Genomic DNA, 18,683 nt, shown 5'->3' on the forward strand with positions numbered 1-18,683 from the left:
AAGCTCTTGAAATCATGCTCGCCCACCAGGCATGCGGCGGCGCGCTCCATGGCGTCCACATCAAGGGGGAGCCGGTGCCACCAGGAGTAATTGCGCGTGAGAAGCGGGCGCGCCTCCCCGGTGGCGATGCGATAGGTGTAGGTACGCGCACGGGCGTCGAATCGCGCGGAGAACCCGGGGGCGGCGTGGTAGACCTCGCCTAATGCGATATCGCCGGGAAGCAGGGCGGCCATCGCGCGCATCCAACGCGAGCGCGGAATGCGCAGCTCCTCGGCGAACGCCGGGACGCTCACGTACTGCGCGATGGCGTGCACGCCCGAATCGGTGCGGCCCGCGCAGGTAAGTTCGATGGGACGGCGCAAGAAGGTCTCGAGCGCGCGGCGGATCTCGCCCGCTACCGTGGTCTGGCCGGGCTGCTCGGCAAACCCGCAGTAGGCGGCGCCGTCGTACCCCAGGCGAAACACGAGCGTGCCCGCGGGCTCCTCGGCCGTCTTGGAAGCTTCCACATCAGTCATAGGTCGTTCTCGCATTCATGCTAGAGGGCGAATCTTGAACACAGCACCAACGCGACGCAAAGCGCGATGCCCATGCCGAGCACCACGCGGTCGCGAGGCCCCAGGGACCGGGAAGGCACCTGGCACCGCGAGCCATCAGCATAGCATCGCGCCGCCATCGAGTCGGCCAGACGGTCGGCACGGCGGAAGAGCGCCACGATGAGCGGCGTAAGCACGGCGGCCCATCTTCCGATACGCACGCGCAGCGGCCCCTCATCGAAGCGCACGCCACGCGCCCGCTGGGCCCGCTGGATACGCTGGAACTCGTCGGCCACCACGGGGATGAAGCGCAGCGCGATCGACAGCATCGAGCCGATCTGGGGCACCGGGACGCCCACACGGCCCAGCGGGCGCATCAGGCGCACGACGGCATCGCCGAGCTCGACGGGCGTCGTGGACGCGGAAACCGTCAAGGAGAAGCCGATGAGCAGCACGATGCGCATGACCGCCATGAGGCCGCGCGCGCCGCGTGCCAGATCCACCCCTACGGCGCCCAGCACGCGCACGGGCGCCGTGCCATCGCACGAAACCAGGTTCGCGCAGAGGGTGAACGCCAAGATGACCGCAACCGGCTTGGCAGTCGCGGCCACGGCGCGCGCACGCAGGCCCGCAGCGCGGATGCACAGCGCAAGCAGGGCGAACGAGGCAGCAACCACGGCTGGATGAGGATCCCAGAACAGCACGGCCGTATAGGCGAGCAGCAGCAGGACCTTGACGCGCGCATCGACGCGCGCGAGCGCGGAGTCGGCGCGGCCGGCGGAGAAGGAGCTAGCACCCATCGGCACCACCGCCCCGCAGGGACTCGAGGGCGCGGACGAGACGCGCGCTCTCGGGCGGCTCGATTCCGGCGGCATCGAAACATCCGGGGCGCGCCGCGAGCTCGGAAGCCGGACCCTGCCAGCACACGCGCCCGTCGCGCATAAGCGCCACGCGGTCGGCCACGGGCGCCCACTCATCGAGGTCGTGGCTGATAACCATCACCGCGCGACCACCACGGGCGAGGACGCGCGCCAGAGCGCGCACCATCCGGCGCCCGGCAGCGTCGAGCCCGGCCGTCGGCTCATCGAGGATGTAGGCGGGCGCATCGAGCGCAAGAACGCAACCCAGGCCGACGCGGCGTGCCTGCCCGCCCGAAAGCTCGAAGGGCGAGCGCTCGAACCATCTGGATTCGATCCCCAGCAGGTCGGACACGCGATCGACCGACGCCGCGACGCGGGCCTCGTCCCAGCCCAGATTGCGCGGCGCGAATGCGAGCTCGTCATAGACGGTATCGAGAAACAGCTGGTTTTCGGGCCGCTGGAACGAAAGGGCGCACCGCGCGGGATCGGGCGTGCCGCCGTCGATGGACAGCGCGCCCGCACAGGGTGCGAGCAGGCCGCAGGCCAGATGCGCCAGGGTCGTCTTGCCCGACCCCGAGCGACCGGCAAGCAGCGTGACGCATCCCGCGGGAGCCTCCAAGTCGACGCCGCACAGAGCGGTCGGACACGCGGGGTCGCCTTCGTCATATGAGAACGAAACGGAACGGGCGACGATTCCGGATGACAAGCGAGGGGCTGATGCCGACTCCGATGCAACGGACGATGAGCTCGCGGCGAATCCGCAACCATCGAGCAGGCGCGGCACCAGGTCCCCTAAACGTGCACCCGAGCCCCTCGAAAGCCCATGGAGGGCCCGAGCGAGCGATTCGGGTGTTCGACATGCTCCAAGATCGATTCCTGCGCGTAGAACGGCTCTGAGCGCGTTCGAATACCGTGTCGACACCACGCAGTCGTCCCAGAGGCCATCATCGCCCCGCGCAAGATCGCCCAAGTCGCCCTCCCACGTGGAACAGCCGTCGCGCAGCGCAACGAGGCTGTCGCACATAACCATCTCGGCCACATCGTGGGTAACCATGACGACGCCCGTGCCCCCTGCCGCGAGGTCGGCTACGAGCTCCCTGAACGACGGTCTCGCCGCGCTGTCGAGCATCGAGGTCGCCTCGTCGAGAACGACGTAGCGCGGGCGCATGGCAAGGGCGCTCGCAAGCGCGAGACGCTGCTGCTCTCCACCGGACAGCCCGTTTACGTCGCGAGCCTCGAATCCCGAGAGCCCGACCGCGCGAAGCGCATCGGCAACGCGGTGCGCGACGGCGGACTCGTTGAGACCGAGGTTCCGCGGCCCGAACGCGACCTCATCGAAAACCACGGTGCTGACGATCTGGTCAACCGGATCTTGCTGCACGAATGCGACGCGCTCGCGAACAGCAAGCCGCGCGCGCTCGTCATCGGCCGGATCGATACCGTCGATGACGACGCGCCCGTCGCTTGCAAGATCCATGGCGCAGAGCAAGCGAGCGCAGCTTGATTTGCCAGAGCCGTTGGGGCCGATAAGCCCTACGATCTCTCCGGGCTTGACGCGAAACGACAGCCCACGGAGCGCGTGCGTTCCGTCGGCGTACACGCGGCACGCCCGTTCCAGCTCGATCATCGACCCTCCTTGGCTTCGCAGGCGGTGGCACCCCAACGCCGTTCGATAAAAAAGAGGGGCGCACGCGGCGCCCCTCCGAAAAGTCGCATCGTATCCCGTGGGATACCTCGCTACTCAGCAGCCTCCTCGGCAGCCTCGGTCTCGTCGACGGCCTCGACCTTGGTCTCGACCTTCTTGGGAGCGGCAGCCTTCTTCGGGGCCTTCTTCACAACCGGCTCGGTAACGAGCTCGATGATGACCATCTCGGCGTTGTCGCCCTTGCGGGTGCCGAGCTTCATGATGCGGGTGTAACCGCCGTTGCGGTCGGCCCACATGCCCTGAGCGGCCTTATCGAAGATTTCGGCCACGAGGTTCTTATCGCCGAGCTTGGCGATGGCAAGACGGCGAGAGTGGATATCGCCCTTCTTGGCCCACGTGATGATGGGCTCAGCGTAAGAACGGAGCGCCTTGGCACGGGTCTCGGTGGTCTTGATGCGGTCGTTCTCGAAGAGCGCCTTGGCAAGGCTCTTCTTCATGGCCTTGGTGTGGCTGGCATCGGTGCCGAGCTTCAGGCCCTTCTTCTTGTTGTGACGCATGGTCTGGTTCTCCTCTAAAACACGGATCTTTAAGCCTTGAGGCTGAGACCCATGGACTCAAGTTTGTCCTTGACTTCCTCGATCGACTTCACACCAAAGTTGCGGATGTTCAGCAGATCGTTCTCGGAGAACTCCACAAGCTGACGCACGGAGTGGATGCTCGCGCGCTTAAGGCAGTTGTAGGAGCGCACCGAAAGATCGAGATCCTCGATCTGCTTGTCGAGCTCGGCGTTGTCGTTGGCCTGCTCGGGAGCGAAGATGGAGATCTCCTCCTCTTCCTCGGGAGCATCGGCGAGGTTCATGAAGGCAGCCATATGCTGGTTGATGATATTGGCAGCCTGGACGACAGCCTCGCGCGGATCCACGGCGCCGTTGGTCTCGATCTCGAGAACCAGGCGATCGTAGTCCGTGTGCTGGCCGACGCGACAAGCCTCAACGAGCTTGGCGCAACGACGGACCGGGGAATACAGCGAGTCAACATGAATGATACCGATGGGATCGTTATCACGCTTGTTGGCCTCATAGGAGACGTAACCACGGCCATAACCGATGCGCATGCTCATGGTAAGGTGTCCGCCCTCAGTGAGGGTAGCGATGTGCTGCTCGGGGTTCACGAGCTCGAACTCCGACGGGATGAAGAAGTCCGCGCCGGTAACCTCGCACGGGCCGTCGACCGAGATGGTCGCCGTAGCCTCGTTCGTGGTGCCCAGCGAACGGAACACCAGGCCCTTGACGTTCAGAACGATATCGGTGACATCCTCGACCATGTTGTCGATGGCCATGAACTCGTGCTGAGCGCCATCGATCTGGATCGCCTCGACCGCGGCGCCCTCGAGGGAGGACAGCAGTACACGGCGGATGGAGTTACCCAGCGTGTCGCCATAGCCGCGCTCGAGCGGCTCGACGGAAACGCGGGCACAGGTGTCGTTGATCTCTTCGACCTGAACCTGGGGCCTAATGAATTCTGACATGTAATACCTCCAGCCTCAGCAGCCCAAACGGACTACTTAGAGTAGAGCTCGACGATGAGCTGCTCTTTGATATCGCCGCTGATCTGCTCGCGCACGGGCATAGCCAGCACGTTACCAGACAGCTTCTCGATATCGACCTCGAGCCAGCCGGGGACCTCGAAGCGCTCGGAGGAAATCAGGGCCTCCTTGATGGGAAGGAGGTCGCGGAACTTCTCGCCAACAGCAACGACGTCGCCGGGCTTGACCTGATAAGAGGGGATGTCGACGCGACGGCCGTTCACGGTGAAGTGACCATGACGAACGGTCTGACGAGCCTCTTTGCGGGTGCGGGCGAAGCCAAGACGGAACACCACGTTGTCGAGACGGCTCTCAAGAAGAATGAGCAGGTTCTCGCCGGTGATGCCCTTCATCTTGCGGGCGCGGTTGAAGTAAGTGTGGAACTGCTTCTCCAGCACGCCGTAGATGAACTTAACCTTCTGCTTCTCGCGCAGCTGCATGCCGTACTCGGATTCCTTGCGACGGCGCTTGGGCTGACGGATAGATTCCTTCTTGCTGCTGTAACCGAGCTCAGCGGGATCGATCCCGAGCTGGCGGCAGCGCTTCAGAACCGGAGTCCTATCGATTGCCATAGTATTTCGATCCTTTCAGTTACACGCGGCGACGCTTCTTGGGGCGGCAGCCGTTGTGCGGGATGGGGGTCTTGTCCTGGATGCTCGAAACCTCGAGGCCGGCGGCCTGGAGGGAGCGGATGGCGGTCTCGCGACCAGAGCCGGGGCCCTTCACGAAGACGGAGACCTTGTGCATGCCGTGATCCATAGCGATCTTGGCGCAAGCCTCGGCGGCCATCTGAGCGGCGAACGGAGTGGACTTACGAGAGCCCTTGAAACCCACGGTACCGGCCGACTTCCAGGCGATGACGTTGCCCTGGGCGTCGGTGATCGAAACGATGGTGTTGTTGAACGTGGAACGAATGTGAGCCTGGCCCACGGAGATGTTCTTGCGGTCGGAGCGCTTGATGCGGGTAGCGGCGCCGCGCTTGTTCTTAGCAGTAGCCATTATGCGTCAAACTCCCTACTTCTTCTTCTTAGCACCGATCTGACGCTTCGGACCCTTGCGGGTACGAGCGTTGGTGTGGGTGCGCTGACCGCGGACCGGCAGGCCCTTGCGGTGGCGCAGACCACGGTTGCAGCCGATGTCCATAAGGCGCTTGACGTTCTGGGTGCGCTCACGGCGAAGGTCGCCCTCAACCATGATGTGATTCTTATCGATGTAATCACGGATGGCGTTAATCTCGTCCTCAGTGAGATCCTTAACGCGCGTATCGACGTTGACGTTGCACTCGACGCAGATCTTGGTGGCGGTAGTGCGGCCGATGCCGTAGATGTAGGTCAGACCAATCTCGACGCGCTTCTCGCGCGGAAGGTCGACACCGTTAATACGGGCCACTATGGTTCTCCTCTCTTAGCCCTGACGCTGCTTATGGCGAGGATTCTCGCAGATCACGAGAACCTTGCCATGGCGGCGAATGATCTTGCACTTATCGCACATCTTTTTGACGGAAGGGCGTACCTTCATCGTTCTTCCTTTCGGTAGTGCTCATGCTACAAACGGAATGTTATCTACTCGCCCAGCCGCAGGCGTTAAAACTGAAGGCTGGTAACTACATGCAAATGCGATCGCGGACTGAGCACTCCGGCGATCGTATTTGAATGCGTGTCTACGCTATCGTTATTTATAGCGATAGGTGATGCGACCGCGCGTAAGGTCGTACGGAGACAGCTGCACCGTAACCTTGTCGCCCGGGAGAATACGGATGTAGTTCATGCGAATCTTACCCGAGATCGAGCACAGCACAGAAACGCCGTTCTCGAGCTCAACACGAAACATGGCATTGGGCAACGGCTCGGTTACCGTACCCTCGAGTTCGATAGCATCTTCCTTCTTCACAAGCAATCATCTTTCTCTAAAGTGAAAACGACAGCAATAGCGAATGATACAACAGTCATTCGCTGGAATCATAAAGTTCTCCATCACTCCATATATAGAACAAGTTTGTCCTATTTAGAGGAGGCCGCCCTGCATGCTGCACCATGCTCCCTGGGCGTCGGCGGTGAGGACCACGGGACCATCGTCGGTAATCGCGACGGTGTTCTCGTAGTGGGCGGCGGGCAGGTGGTCGCGAGTAGAAACCAACCAGCCGTCAGCCCCCACGCGCACGCGCGGGGAACCAAGCGTCACCATAGGCTCGATGGCGATCACCATACCGGCCTGGAGACGCACGCCCCTCCCCTTCTTGCCATGGTTGGGCACGTTGGGATCCTCATGCATCGCGCGGCCGATCCCGTGACCCACGTAATCGCGAAGCACGCCGTACCCATGGCTCTCCGCAAGGGACTGAATCGCGAAACCGATGTCCCCGATATGGTTTCCGGGGACTGCCTGCTCGATGCCGGCTCGGAGGCAGTCGAGGGTAACCTCGCACAGCGCGCGCGTCTCCTGGGACGGCGTGCCGCAATAGAAGGTCCAGGCGTTGTCGCCCACCCAACCGTCCACGACAGCACCGGTGTCGATGGAGATGATATCGCCATCGCGCAGGATGATATCGGGATTGGGGATTCCATGGACGACCGCATCGTTGATCGAAGCGCAGATGGTGCCGGGGAATCCGCCGTAGCCCTTGAACGCGGGCTTGCCGCCATGCATGCGGATGATCTGCTCGGCGAGCTGATCGAGCTCGAAGGTGGAGACGCCCGGACGAACCATGGCACCAACGCGCCGGAGCGCCATCTTAGATAGCGCTCCGGCAACCTTCATCTGCTCGATATCGTGTGCAGACTTGATCTTGATCATAGACCGAGGACTTCTTTCACGTCCGCATAGACGACGTCGGCATCGCGATCGCCGTCGACGGCGTGGAGGATATCCTGACCGCGATAGTACTCGACGAGGGGGCTGGTCTGCTTCTCGTAGACGTCTAGTCGATTGGCGATGGTCTCGGCCTTGTCGTCATCGCGCTGATACATCTCGCCACCGCACGACGGGCACACCTCGTCCGAGGCGGTGCCGGTGTAGCCGCAGGCGCGGCAGGTGCGGCGAGAGGACAGACGGTTGATGATGACATCGCCGGCCACGTCGATCAGCAGGGCGCAATCAAGCTCGCGACCCATCTCGGACAGCTCGGAATCGAGCGTGACGGCCTGGAGCGTGTTGCGCGGGAAGCCGTCGAGCAGGAAGCCCTGCTGGGCGTCATCCTCGGCCAGGCGCTCCTTGACCAGATCGATAACGAGCTGGTCGGGTACGAGCTCGCCGGCATCCATGTACTTCTTAGCCTGGATTCCAAGCTCGGTGCCGCCCTTGACGGCAGCGCGGAGAAGATCACCGGTAGAAATATGGGCAACGCCGAAATCACGCACGAGACGCTGGGCCTGAGTGCCCTTACCTGCGCCCGGTGCACCCAACAGAACGATGTTCATGGGTTTGCTCCTCTCAACCTAACTTACTTGAAGAACCCGTCGTAATCGTACATCTTCATCTGGCTCTCCACCTTGGCGATGGTGTCGAGAACGACGCCGACCATGATGAGGATTGAGGTACCGCCGAACGCCTGGATGAGCGCGTTGCCAGTGAAGGAGAACACGATCGAGGGGACGATGGCGATGAGTGCCAGGAAGATCGCGGAAGGCAGGGTGATCTTGTTGAGCGCGTTCTTGATGTAGCGCGCCGTAGCCTTGCCGGGACGGACGCCCGGGATGAAGCCGCCCTGCTTCTTGAGGTTGTCGGCCGTCTCATCGGGATTGAACACCATGGAGGTGTAGAAGTACGCGAAGAAGACGATCAGGACAACGTTGAGGATCCAGTTGATCCAGCCGGTCGAAAGCGCATTGGCCACCGCCTGAATCCAGCCGACGTTCGGGAAGAACACGGCGATCTGCGCCGGGAAGTACAGCAGCGCGCTGGCGAAGATGATGGGGATAACGCCGGCGGTGTTGACCTTGATGGGCAGATAGGTGGACTGGCCGCCCATGATGCGACGACCCACGACGCGCTTGGCGTACTGGACCGGAATGCGGCGCTGGCCGCGCTCGATGAAGACGATCAGCGGAATCACGCACAGGATGATGAGCAGGATGACGAGGGTCATCACGATGCCCATGTTACCGCCATCGATGGACTGGAGGATGGCCTGGGGCAGGCCGGCCATGATGTTGGCGAAGATGATAAGGGACATGCCGTTACCAATACCGCGCTGCGTGATGAGCTCGCCGATCCACATGATGAGCATGGCGCCTGCAACGAGCGTGCCGACGACCATCACGTCGAAGATGATCTCGGGTGCACCGGCACCGTTGAAGGAAATGCCGAAGCCCTTGAACAGGAAGAGGTAGCCGATAGCGTTGAGCACGGCCAGGGCGAGCGTGAGATAACGCGTGTACTGGGTGATCTTGGTCTGCCCCACCTCGCCCTCACGAGCGAGCTCGTGCAGGGAGGGAACTACGCTCTGAAGCATCTGGATGATGATCGAGCTGGTGATGTAGGGCATGATGCCCAGGGAGAACACCGACACATACGAAAGAGCGCCACCGGAGAAGAGGTTCAACAGCGCCATCGCACCCTGCGCTACAGAATCACCTGCAGACTGGAAAAGGCCCAGCATCCCCTGGAAGGGGATACCGGGCACAGGAACGTGTGCACCGATACGGTACAGCACGAGCATAGCGATGGTGAAGAGAATCTTTCCGCGCAACTCTTTGATGCGGAACATATTCTTCAAACCATTTAGCACGGCTGCTCGACCTTTCCGCCAGCCGCCTCGATCTTGGCCTTCGCGGAAGCGGAGACCTTATCGACCTTGACGGTGAGCTTCTTGGTGATCTCGCCGTTACCGAGCACCTTTACGGGCTCGTCGACGCTCTTCACGAGGCGGGCGGCCTTGAGGGCGGCACCGTCGACGACGGCGTCAGCCTCGAAGCGCTCCTCGAGGGTAGAGACGTTGATGGGGGTGAACTCGATGCGACGGGGGCTCACGAAGCCAGGGAGCTTCGGGAGACGCATCGCGAGTGGGGTCTGGCCACCCTCGAAGCCGGCACCCTTGGTGCCGCCGGAGCGGGAGCCCTGGCCGTTCTGGCCGCGACCCGAATAGGTACCCTTACCGGAGGAGTTACCACGACCGACGCGCTTGCGACGCTTGTTGGAACCCTCAGCCGGAGTAAGATCATGAAGCTGCATTGTTACTCCTCTACGATCTCGACAAGGTGCTTAACCTTGAAGATCATGCCGCGGACACTCTCGTTATCAGTGATCTCGCGCGTGGCGTTGATCTTGTTGAGGCCCAGGGCGCGAACGGTGCGGCGCTGGTCCTCCTTGCAGCCGTTCGTGCTGCGGACCTGCTTGATCTTGATGGTGTTAGCCATGCTTACTGCTCCTTCTTACCGACGAACATCTCGGAGACGGTCAGACCGCGAAGCTCGGCAATGTCCTCGGGGCTGGAGAGCTCCTTGAGGCCCTCGGCAGCGGCCTTGATGATGTTGAGGCCGTTGTCGGAACCAAGGGACTTGGAGAGGACGTTCTTGATGCCCGCGAGCTCGAAGAGGGGGCGCACGGCGCCGCCGGCGATAACACCGGTACCCTCGACAGCGGGCTTGATCAGGATGCTCGCGGCACCGAAGTGACCGAGGACCTCATGCGGGATGGTGCCCTCAGCGGTGACGGGAACATGGAACATGTGCTTCTTGGCGTCGAGCGTAGCCTTGGAGATGGCCAGGGGCACCTCCTGGGACTTGCCCATGCCCAGGCCCACGTTGCCCTTGCCATCGCCGACGACGACGAGAGCCACAAGGGACATGCGACGGCCGCCCTTGACGGTCTTGGCGACACGGTTGATGAAGACGACGCGCTCCTCGAACTCGGAGGCCTCGCGCTGCTGCTTGATATTACGAGCCATTGCTTAATACCTCCTAGAAGACCAGGCCGGCGGCGCGGGCGCCATCAGCCAGGGCCTTGACACGGCCATGATAGATGCGGCCACCACGGTCGAACTTGACCTGGGTGATGCCAGCCTCGAGAGCGCGCTCGGCGACGAGCTTGCCGACCTTCTCGGCGGCCTCCTTGTTGCCGGTCTTGGTGCCCTTGAACTCAGCCTCGAGCGTAGACGCGGAAACGAGCGTCTTGCCCTCGGTGTCGTTGACGATCATGGCGTAGATGTTCGCATTGGAACGAACGACGCGCAGACGCGGACGCTCGACGGTGCCGAAAATCTTGCCGCGAACGCGACGCTGACGGCGCTTAAGGCCTGCCTGCTTCGCCTTGTTCTTGTTCATGCTGAAACTCCTTAAGAAGTCATGCCAGCACCTAACGGGGTGCTGGTCTTAGGATGCAAGAGAGCGCTTACTACTTAGCGGCCTTACCGAGCTTACGACGGATGTGCTCGCCAACGTAGTGGATACCCTTGCCCTTGTAGGGCTCGGGCGGACGCTTCGCGCGAATCTCAGCGGCGACCTGGCCGACCTGCTGCTTGTTGATGCCCTTGACGTTGATGTGGGTGTTGTCGGGAACCTCGAAGGTGATGCCCTCGGGCTGCTCCATGACAACGGGGTGGGAATAACCCAGGGAGAAGTCGAGCGCGGTGCCCTTGAGCTGGACACGGTAGCCAACGCCAGCGAGCTCGAGGGACTTCACGAAGCCCTCGGAAACGCCGGTGACCATGTTCTGGATGAGGGCGCGGGTCAGGCCGTGCTGGGCACGGGCGGTGCGCTCATCGTTGGCGCGGGTAACGATAACCTCGTTCTCCACGACCTCGACGCTGATCTCCTCATGGAAATCCTGCTCCAGGGTGCCCTTGGGGCCCTTCACGATGCAGGTGTTGCCATTAACTGTCACTTCGACTCCGGCGGGAATCTGGACAGGCTTCTTACCGATACGAGACACGGTGATCTCCTTTCCTTCTACACGCCGAGGCGATTACCAAACAAAAGCGACGATCTCGCCGCCGACGCCCAGCTTGCGAGCGTCGCGGTCGGCCATAACGCCCTTGCTCGTAGAAACGATGGCGGTACCAAGGCCACCGCGAACGCGGGGCAGGTCCTGAACGCCGGCGTACTTGCGCAGACCAGGCTTGGAGATGCGCTTGATGCCGTTGATGACCTTCTTCTTCTTGGGACCGTACTTCAGGGTGATGTGCAGGGTCTTAGCCGGAGCGGTGTCCTCGACGTAGTAGCTCTCGACGTAGCCCTCCTCACAAATAACGCGGACGATCTCGACGAGCTTCTTGCTGCTCGGCATCGAGACCTCAGCCTTGTTCGCAGAGTTCGCGTTGCGAATACGCGTAAGCATGTCTGCGATCGGGTCTGTGACGTTCATGCAGATTCTCCTTCGTTCTTGATGAACTCATGCTGCGGTCCTCCCCTGCCCCTAGCAGGTGAGCCAGACAGCACGTTCTTCCGTGCGATCAGGCACGTGCGCCTGACGCGCTGGCAGTGACTTACCAGCTGGCCTTCTTGATGCCGGGAAGCTCGCCCTTGAGTGCCAGCTCGCGGAAGCAGACACGGCAGATGCCGAACTTGCGGTAGACCGAATGCGGACGGCCGCAACGCTGGCAACGGGTGTACTCACGCGTCGAGAACTTCTGCTTGCGATTGCACTTGACGATCATCGATGTCTTAGCCACTTATTTCCTCCTCACATCTGAGTATGTTCGCTCCGGACGGGCGGCACGTGCTCTTCGCGCACCGCCCGTGGGCCCGGGGCATTAGAACCTATTTCTTGAACGGGAAACCGAAGGCGTCGAGAAGGGCCTTGGCCTCTTCATCGGTCTTCGCGGTAGTAACGATGGTGATGTCCATACCACGGGTGTGATCGACGGAGTCGAAGTCAACCTCGGGGAAGATGAGCTGCTCGGTGACGCCCATGGAGAAGTTGCCGCGGCCGTCGAAGGACTTGGCGGAGATACCGCGGAAGTCGCGGATACGGGGGATCGCGATGGAGGTCAGGCGATCGAAGAACTCCCACATGCGGTCGCCGCGCAGGGTGACCTTGGCGCCGATGGGCATACCGGCACGGAGGCGGAAGGATGCGATGGACTTGCGGGCACGGGTCACCATGGGCTGCTGGCCGGTGATGGTGCGCAGGTCGCGCACAGCGCCGTCGATAGCCTTGGAGTCCGTAGCGGCCTCGCCGACACCCATGTTGACGACGATCTTCTCGAACTTCGGGATCTCCATGACGTTGCCGTACTCGAACTTGTCCTGCATCAGCTGCTTGACCTCGTTGTTGTACTTGGTCTTAAGACGCGGAACGTACTTCTCTTCAGCCATGTTCACTCCTAACTGGGGTTTTAAGCACGGGGTTCACCATGAAAAGCTATCCTCGTGCCTCCTGACGTGCGCCATGCCCGCGATGGCTGTCTGAGGCATGACGAATTGACGGCAGGAGCCGACAAAACATTCGTTACTATACGCCGATTGCCTGCCCAGCGCCACATAAAGTTCAGCTGTGCAGGCAATTCCATAACTTTGTGATGGTTTTGAGGTGGATGGCGTACAGGCGCGTATTAGAACGCCGGCAGGACGTCCTGGCCGTAGTTCGCCTCGAGATACGCCTTGAAATCATCGGACTGGAGCAGCTCGACAAGCGCCTTCACTTGCGGATCGTCGGCGTGGTCGGCGGCTGTGCAGACGATGTTGGCATACTGCTCGACCGCGCGCGAACCGGTCTCCTCGTGGGCAAGCGCGTCCTCGACATGGTAGCCGGCCTCGATGGCGTAGTTGCCGTTGATCACCGCGAAGTCCACGGACTGCAGGGCACGGGGCACGGCCGCGGCCTCGAGTTCCTGGAACACCAGGTTATACGGGTTCTCGGCGATATCCTTGGGCGTGGCCTCGAGGTCCTCGGGATCGCTCAGCTTGATGAGGCCCAGATCCTGCAGGAGCAGCAGGGCGCGGCCCTCGTTGGTGGGGTCGTTGGGAACGGCGACCACGGCGCCGTCGGCGATGGCGTCCAGGTCGGCGGACTTGCCGGCGTACACGGCCATCGGCTCGTAGTGGACGGCGCCGGCCGACACCAGGTCGGTGCCGTTCTCCGCGTTGTAGTTATCAAGATAGTTGATGTGCTGGAAATAGTTCGCGTCGACGCTTCCGCCGTCGGTGTCCTTGTTCGGCAGGATGTAGTCGGTGTACTCCTTCACCACGAGCTCGATACCCTGCTCCTTCAGCGCGGGAGCCGCGAAATCCGTCAGGATCTGCGCATGGGGCGCAGGCGAGGCGGCGACCACGAGCTTGGATGCATCTGCCTCGGCGGGCGCCGAGCCGCAAGCCGACAGGCCGCCCAAGGCGACCAGACCGGCGGCGACGGCCAGGGACTTCAGGGCAAGGCGGCGAGTGAGGGAAACGTTGCTGTTCATACGGGACATCCTTTCTGGATGAAAGTTGCATATAGGAAGAAATGAAGCGAGATGGCGGCGGCGCCCCGTCGGAGCCGGCGGCGCCCCCCATGAGGGCCGCCGCCGGGGTTGCGGAGCATCGACGCCCGACGCACGGGAACGCCAACCGGCTCGAACGCGGCGGCTGAACGCGCGAGCGCGGGGCCCAGCCGAGGCGCCGAGCGCCCTAGCGGTGGTCCACCCTGCGGGCGATCCAGCCGCACGCGGACTGAATCAGCTGGACCAGGATAACGAGGAGGACGACCGTGGCGATCATGACCTCGTTCTCGTAGCGGTAATAGCCGTAGCGGATGGCGATGTCGCCCAGGCCGCCCGCTCCAACGGCGCCGGCGATGGCGGTGTAGCCGAGCACGGCTATAAGCGTGACGGCGATACCGCGCACGATGGAGGGCAACGCCTCGGGCAGCAGCGCCGAGAACACGATGCGCGGAACGGAAGCGCCGCAGGCCTCGGCTGCCTCGACGGCGTCACGCGAGACCTCGGCCAGCGATTGCTCCACCATGCGCGCGACGAACGGGGCCGTAGCCACCACCAGGGGCGGAATGACGCCGCGCACGCCGGTGGACGTACCCACGAGCGCCGCCGTAGCGGGCATGAGCGCGATGAGCAAGATGATGAACGGAAGCGAACGACCGATATTCACGACCCAGCCCAGCACCGCATTGAGCAGCGGGACGGGGCGCAAGCCGTCGCGGGCCGTCAGATGCAGCACCACGCCCAGCGCGGTACCGACGACGTAGGCGATCGCCGTGGAGGCGAACACCATCACCAGCGTGTCGAGCGTACCCTGGACAAGCAAGCCGGAATACTCGGCAAGGAATTCACTAAGCATCCCAGTCCACCTTTCCCAGAAGGACGCGCGTTGCCTCGGCACGCGGGGCCTCGAACACGGAGGCGACCGGCCCCTGCTCGACCACGCGTCCGGCATCGAGCACCGCGACGTTGTTGCAGATCTTCTCCACCACGTCCATGGAATGCGTGATGATGACCAGCGTGACGCCGGTCTCCTCGTTGATATCGCGCAAAAGCTTGAGGATGGTGTTGGTGCTCTTGGGATCGAGCGCCGAGGTGGCTTCATCGCAGAGGATGACCTCGGGCTCGCATGCCAGGGCGCGCGCGATGGCGACGCGCTGCTGCTGTCCACCCGACAGCTGGCTGGGATACGACGATGCCTTCTGTGCCAACCCCACGCGATCGAGCAGCTCCAGCGCATGGGCGCGATTTTCGGCCGTGACCTTGCCGGACGCGGCTACATACGGGAAGCACACGTTGTCCAGCACCGTCTTTTGGGCCAGCAGGCCGAAGTTTTGGAAGATCATGGCCACGCGTCGGCGATAGCCGCGCAAAGCGGAACCGGAGAGGTCCGTTATATCCCGGCCGTCAACGATGATCCGGCCCGACGTGGGGCGCTCCAGCAGGTTGATGGTGCGAACCAGCGTGGACTTGCCCGCGCCGCTCATGCCGATGATGCCGAAGCGATCGCCGTCGGCGATATCCAAGCAGATATCGTTCAGGGCAAATGCCCCGTTCGCGGCGGGCGCGATATCCGCAACGGCCGAAACGGCCTCGGAGGTCGCCCGCGCCGCGGCGGCCGCAACGAGCACGGGCTCCCCGCTCACCGACGCCGCATACGACCCATCGATGCCGGCAGCGCGCCCGGCTTTCCCGCGCCCCGTCTTCGCGGGCGCGGCATAGCTCTTATACAGATTTTGAATGCTGATCACGAGTGAAACTCCGCTCGATGATGGTTGAACAAGAAGGCGGACCGCCTCCTGCCAGAGGCGATCTTACGAGAGGCGCCCGGTCTCCACATGTGCAGCGCATGCGCGCGACATGACAAAGTGCCCGGGCGAGGGCATCTCCATGACCATCATCATCGTGTTATGTGCAAGCGTAGTAATCATGCGGACGAGAATAGCACGCGCGTTGCAGCAGATGCAAGGTCGACACATGAAAAGGCCGCCTATGTTACCAAACGCTAACATAGGCGGCCCCTCTCGATCGGGCGGCGGAATCGTCGCGCGCCCCCGTTCGCTTCTAGCCCTCGTCATCCTTCAAGCTGTCGAGCACGCGCTTCTGGCTCTCGGCGTATTCGTCGCGCGTCACGACGTCGTCGATACGGAGGTTGATGCCGGCGACCTCCAAACCGGTCATAGCGGCGAGGCGCTCGGTAACCACCTTCTTCACATCCTCGAAGATATCGGGCGCGTAGGAGCCGTACTCGATGATCACCGAGATGTTCACCACCACGCGGTTATCGTCGGTGACCTCCACGGATACGCCCTTGGTGAGGCTCTCGCCGCCGAACTGCTCCTGGACGAAGTGCATGAGATTGCCCTTCATGCCCAACACATGCGGGACCTCGCGCGTCGCCATGGCCACGATCTTCTCGATCACGCCGTTGGAATACGTAAGCGAATCCTCCGATGTCAGATCGTCGTCATCCAGATCGGTAAGGTCGGCAACAACCTCCTCGGACTCCGCATCCGCGCTGTTCACGGTCTCGGCTTCCGTCGTCTCGAGATCATCGACCTTGGTATCGTTAATCTGTGCGCTCGTCATCGCATGCACCCTTCTCCTCAGCTTCGCTCGGCACCCGAGCTGTAGCATCTGATTCCCCAAAACACGGCATCGATGCACGCGCTAGCCGCGACCACCGAAGATTCGCCGGAAGAACCGGTAGATACCGCCCTCGCCGTCGCGCGCCTGGCCGATGGCCGCGCCCACGACCACGAAGATCGCGATGACCAGGGCGTGCCACAGCCCGAGCCAAAGAATCAGCACGGCCAGCAGCAAGCCGACGCCGGCGTACAGCACCGTATGCGGATGGGCGTCGGCATAGGCCCATGCGCGCTGGCCCGCACGCGAAAAGAACCCCACGGTCGTGTCGTGAAACGCCGAACGGGCCTCATCGGCCCCCACCTCGCGCTCGACGCGTGGACGGCTGGACTCATCGGCCTCGGTGCTCTGCTCGATAACGGGACGCGGCGCCTTGGGCGCCCCCTTCATATCACTCACAGCTCATCCTCCTTGGTTACCACGGTAGTCCGGGCAGGTAGAAAACGAACGCGCACCGATGCGCACGACGTGCCGAGCATATCGCGCATCGCCTGCTCGACACGCGAGCGCATCGCTGCGGCGCGCACGTCGAGAGCCGTATCGTCAAGCGCGATCGCCTCGATGGTCACATACAGCGCATCGTGCGCCCTCCCCCGGATGCGCACGAGCACCCGATCGACCAGGACGTCCTCGTCGCGCGCGGCGGTACGCGCCACGGCTTCGAGCGCCGACGTGGTCACTTCGAGATCCGTCGCGCCCTGTGGATGGATGCAGCGGGGCTCAGGCTTATCGAAAACGACGCGGCCCAGCACGTAGAGCGCCTGAAGCGCGCATATGGCCATGCACGCCGCGAGAAACGCCTGAAAGGCGGGAAGGTCGAGCAGCTCGGCCGCATCGCGGGAGAACGGCCCCGCAAGCGACGATGCGAAACTCGCGAGCACCACGGCAAAAGCAAGGAGATAGATGATGGCGCACGCCTTCTTCAACCGTCCCATTCCGCCTCCTTTCCTCCTGTATCCACAACGCACGACACCAAGCCGGCGCGAATACGACGCATCTGGCCTTCCAGTATAAATCGCCCGCATCCCTGCGGCGAAGGAACCGGGCATCATCCGAAAAACTTAATTTGTTCGGAACCATCCCACCGGATAGCCGGACGGGCGCGGGCCGGCGCGTGACCGGGTCGGCGCGTGACCGGGCCGGCGCATAAAAAAACCCTCCCGGCCCGCCATGGAGCGGGTCGGGAGGGCGTGCGATCTTATACAGCTAGGGGGGGGAGATGGACCCGGCTAGCCCAAAGGCGCCTACTCCTCCTCGAGGGCGGCGATGACCTCGTCGGTCATGTCCATGGTGCTGTAGACGTCCTGGACGTCGTCGAGCTCCTCGAGACGGTCGATGAGGCGCTGGACCTTCTTGGCGTCGGCGCCGGAAACGGCCGTAGGGGTGGTGGGAACCATGGTGAGCTCGGCACCCTTGACCTCGATGCCCTGCTCCTCGATGCCCTTGGAGACGGCCATGAGCTCGTTGGCAGCGGTCCACACGACCCAGTCCTCGCCGGCGTCCTCGTAATCGTCGCCGCCGGCCTCGGCGATGGCCATCATGAACTCTTCCTCGTCGCCAGCAGCGCCGTTGGCGATCATGGTCTCCTTCTTGGCGTTCGGATCCAGAACCTCCTTGGAGACGACGACCTGGCCCTTGCGCTCGAACTGGAAGGCAACGGAGCCGGTGGTGCCCAGGTTACCGCCAGCGTGCGAGAAGGCGGAGCGGACGTCGGCAGCGGTGCGGTTGCGGTTGTCCGTCAGGCACTCGACGTACACGGCGACACCGGCGGGACCATAGCCCTCGTACACGATGTTCTCGTACACGGCGGCGTCGGCACCCGAGCCGAAGGCCTTGTCGATGGCGGCCTTGATCTTGTCCTTGGGCATGGACTGCGCCTTGGCCTTGGCAACGGCGGCGGCCAGCGAGGCGTTGTTGTCGGGGTTGGGATCGTTGCCCAGGCGAGCGGCAACGGTGATGTTGCGGCTCAGCTTGGAGAAGAGGGCGGAACGCTTGGCGTCCTGCGCACCCTTACGATGCTTGGTAGTTGCCCATTTAGAGTGTCCGGACATGCGAGACTCCTATC

At 62.7% G+C, this 18,683-nt stretch carries 28 protein-coding genes; all 28 read right to left on the bottom strand.

Annotated features, from left to right (window positions below; all coding sequences use genetic code 11):
- A partial coding sequence (locus I2E26_RS00005; RefSeq protein ID WP_370551404.1) for a tRNA pseudouridine(38-40) synthase TruA occupies nt 1-515 on the bottom strand: 515 nt, incomplete at its 3' end.
- A 20-nt stretch (nt 516-535) separates the two neighbouring features.
- Nucleotides 536-1,333 carry an energy-coupling factor transporter transmembrane protein EcfT gene (locus tag I2E26_RS00010; protein WP_195419132.1) on the bottom strand — a complete coding sequence of 266 codons (798 nt, stop codon included), beginning with the start codon at nt 1,331-1,333 and terminating at the stop codon, nt 536-538.
- Nucleotides 1,323-3,020: an ABC transporter ATP-binding protein gene (locus I2E26_RS00015; protein WP_195419133.1), complete on the bottom strand. Its 1,698-nt coding sequence runs from the start codon at nt 3,018-3,020 to the stop codon at nt 1,323-1,325. The genes I2E26_RS00010 and I2E26_RS00015 overlap by 11 nt, the downstream gene beginning before the upstream one ends.
- A 110-nt stretch (nt 3,021-3,130) precedes the next feature.
- Nucleotides 3,131-3,595, bottom strand: coding sequence for a 50S ribosomal protein L17 (gene rplQ / locus I2E26_RS00020; protein WP_195419134.1), 465 nt, complete (start codon nt 3,593-3,595; stop codon nt 3,131-3,133).
- Nucleotides 3,596-3,624: 29 nt separating this feature from the next.
- Complete coding sequence (locus tag I2E26_RS00025) at nt 3,625-4,566, bottom strand: DNA-directed RNA polymerase subunit alpha (RefSeq protein ID WP_147588611.1); 942 nt, start codon at nt 4,564-4,566, stop codon at nt 3,625-3,627.
- A gap of 32 nt (nt 4,567-4,598) precedes the next feature.
- Nucleotides 4,599-5,195 (bottom strand): 30S ribosomal protein S4, encoded by a 597-nt coding sequence (gene rpsD / locus I2E26_RS00030; RefSeq protein WP_147588610.1) that lies wholly within the window; start codon nt 5,193-5,195, stop codon nt 4,599-4,601.
- Nucleotides 5,196-5,214: 19 nt separating this feature from the next.
- Complete coding sequence (rpsK, locus tag I2E26_RS00035) at nt 5,215-5,622, bottom strand: 30S ribosomal protein S11 (protein WP_147588609.1); 408 nt, start codon at nt 5,620-5,622, stop codon at nt 5,215-5,217.
- Between the two features lie 15 nt (nt 5,623-5,637).
- Entirely contained in the window at nt 5,638-6,012 is a 375-nt protein-coding gene (gene rpsM / locus I2E26_RS00040) for a 30S ribosomal protein S13 (protein WP_147588608.1), read from the bottom strand.
- Nucleotides 6,013-6,027: 15 nt separating this feature from the next.
- Nucleotides 6,028-6,141, bottom strand: a complete 114-nt coding sequence (gene rpmJ / locus I2E26_RS00045) for a 50S ribosomal protein L36 (protein ID WP_006363204.1) — start codon at nt 6,139-6,141, stop codon at nt 6,028-6,030.
- 153 nt (nt 6,142-6,294) lie between these two features.
- Nucleotides 6,295-6,513 carry a translation initiation factor IF-1 gene (gene infA / locus I2E26_RS00050; protein WP_039910571.1) on the bottom strand — a complete coding sequence of 73 codons (219 nt, stop codon included), beginning with the start codon at nt 6,511-6,513 and terminating at the stop codon, nt 6,295-6,297.
- Nucleotides 6,514-6,627: 114 nt separating this feature from the next.
- Entirely contained in the window at nt 6,628-7,416 is a 789-nt protein-coding gene (map, locus tag I2E26_RS00055; RefSeq protein ID WP_195419135.1) for a type I methionyl aminopeptidase, read from the bottom strand.
- Nucleotides 7,413-8,039, bottom strand: a complete 627-nt coding sequence (locus I2E26_RS00060) for an adenylate kinase (RefSeq protein WP_195419136.1) — start codon at nt 8,037-8,039, stop codon at nt 7,413-7,415. The genes map and I2E26_RS00060 overlap by 4 nt, the downstream gene beginning before the upstream one ends.
- 23 nt (nt 8,040-8,062) lie before the next feature.
- On the bottom strand, nt 8,063-9,349 hold the full coding sequence (secY, locus tag I2E26_RS00065) for a preprotein translocase subunit SecY (RefSeq protein WP_147588605.1): 1,287 nt from the start codon (nt 9,347-9,349) through the stop codon (nt 8,063-8,065).
- On the bottom strand, nt 9,343-9,792 hold the full coding sequence (gene rplO, locus I2E26_RS00070) for a 50S ribosomal protein L15 (protein ID WP_195419137.1): 450 nt from the start codon (nt 9,790-9,792) through the stop codon (nt 9,343-9,345). The genes secY and rplO overlap by 7 nt, the downstream gene beginning before the upstream one ends.
- A gap of 2 nt (nt 9,793-9,794) precedes the next feature.
- Nucleotides 9,795-9,977 carry a 50S ribosomal protein L30 gene (gene rpmD / locus I2E26_RS00075; protein WP_147588603.1) on the bottom strand — a complete coding sequence of 61 codons (183 nt, stop codon included), beginning with the start codon at nt 9,975-9,977 and terminating at the stop codon, nt 9,795-9,797.
- 2 nt (nt 9,978-9,979) lie between these two features.
- A complete protein-coding gene (gene rpsE / locus I2E26_RS00080; protein ID WP_147588602.1) occupies nt 9,980-10,507 on the bottom strand; it encodes a 30S ribosomal protein S5 in 528 nt (175 codons plus the stop codon).
- A 13-nt stretch (nt 10,508-10,520) separates the two neighbouring features.
- Nucleotides 10,521-10,883, bottom strand: a complete 363-nt coding sequence (gene rplR, locus I2E26_RS00085) for a 50S ribosomal protein L18 (protein WP_147588601.1) — start codon at nt 10,881-10,883, stop codon at nt 10,521-10,523.
- Between the two features lie 70 nt (nt 10,884-10,953).
- Nucleotides 10,954-11,490, bottom strand: a complete 537-nt coding sequence (rplF, locus tag I2E26_RS00090; protein ID WP_147588600.1) for a 50S ribosomal protein L6 — start codon at nt 11,488-11,490, stop codon at nt 10,954-10,956.
- Between the two features lie 33 nt (nt 11,491-11,523).
- Nucleotides 11,524-11,922 carry a 30S ribosomal protein S8 gene (gene rpsH, locus I2E26_RS00095; RefSeq protein WP_195419138.1) on the bottom strand — a complete coding sequence of 133 codons (399 nt, stop codon included), beginning with the start codon at nt 11,920-11,922 and terminating at the stop codon, nt 11,524-11,526.
- 121 nt (nt 11,923-12,043) lie between these two features.
- On the bottom strand, nt 12,044-12,229 hold the full coding sequence (locus tag I2E26_RS00100) for a type Z 30S ribosomal protein S14 (protein ID WP_147588598.1): 186 nt from the start codon (nt 12,227-12,229) through the stop codon (nt 12,044-12,046).
- An 88-nt stretch (nt 12,230-12,317) separates the two neighbouring features.
- Entirely contained in the window at nt 12,318-12,875 is a 558-nt protein-coding gene (rplE, locus tag I2E26_RS00105) for a 50S ribosomal protein L5 (RefSeq protein ID WP_147588597.1), read from the bottom strand.
- A gap of 236 nt (nt 12,876-13,111) precedes the next feature.
- Nucleotides 13,112-13,960: a MetQ/NlpA family ABC transporter substrate-binding protein gene (locus I2E26_RS00110; protein ID WP_195419139.1), complete on the bottom strand. Its 849-nt coding sequence runs from the start codon at nt 13,958-13,960 to the stop codon at nt 13,112-13,114.
- 205 nt (nt 13,961-14,165) lie between these two features.
- On the bottom strand, nt 14,166-14,831 hold the full coding sequence (locus I2E26_RS00115) for a methionine ABC transporter permease (RefSeq protein WP_195419140.1): 666 nt from the start codon (nt 14,829-14,831) through the stop codon (nt 14,166-14,168).
- Nucleotides 14,824-15,723 (bottom strand): ATP-binding cassette domain-containing protein, encoded by a 900-nt coding sequence (locus tag I2E26_RS00120; RefSeq protein WP_195419141.1) that lies wholly within the window; start codon nt 15,721-15,723, stop codon nt 14,824-14,826. The genes I2E26_RS00115 and I2E26_RS00120 overlap by 8 nt, the downstream gene beginning before the upstream one ends.
- A gap of 313 nt (nt 15,724-16,036) precedes the next feature.
- A complete protein-coding gene (locus I2E26_RS00125) occupies nt 16,037-16,561 on the bottom strand; it encodes an Asp23/Gls24 family envelope stress response protein (RefSeq protein WP_195419142.1) in 525 nt (174 codons plus the stop codon).
- A gap of 81 nt (nt 16,562-16,642) precedes the next feature.
- The gene (locus I2E26_RS00130; protein ID WP_147588630.1) at nt 16,643-17,008 is read right to left on the bottom strand and encodes a DUF2273 domain-containing protein; all 366 of its coding nucleotides are present in this window, start codon (nt 17,006-17,008) and stop codon (nt 16,643-16,645) included.
- Nucleotides 17,009-17,013: 5 nt separating this feature from the next.
- A complete protein-coding gene (locus I2E26_RS00135) occupies nt 17,014-17,553 on the bottom strand; it encodes a hypothetical protein (RefSeq protein WP_195419143.1) in 540 nt (179 codons plus the stop codon).
- Between the two features lie 309 nt (nt 17,554-17,862).
- Nucleotides 17,863-18,669 carry a YebC/PmpR family DNA-binding transcriptional regulator gene (locus I2E26_RS00140; protein WP_147588591.1) on the bottom strand — a complete coding sequence of 269 codons (807 nt, stop codon included), beginning with the start codon at nt 18,667-18,669 and terminating at the stop codon, nt 17,863-17,865.
- Nucleotides 18,670-18,683: the final 14 nt, after the last annotated feature.

The organism is Collinsella sp. D33t1_170424_A12 (assembly GCF_015554865.1).
In the GTDB taxonomy this organism is placed as follows: Bacteria; Actinomycetota; Coriobacteriia; order Coriobacteriales; family Coriobacteriaceae; genus Collinsella.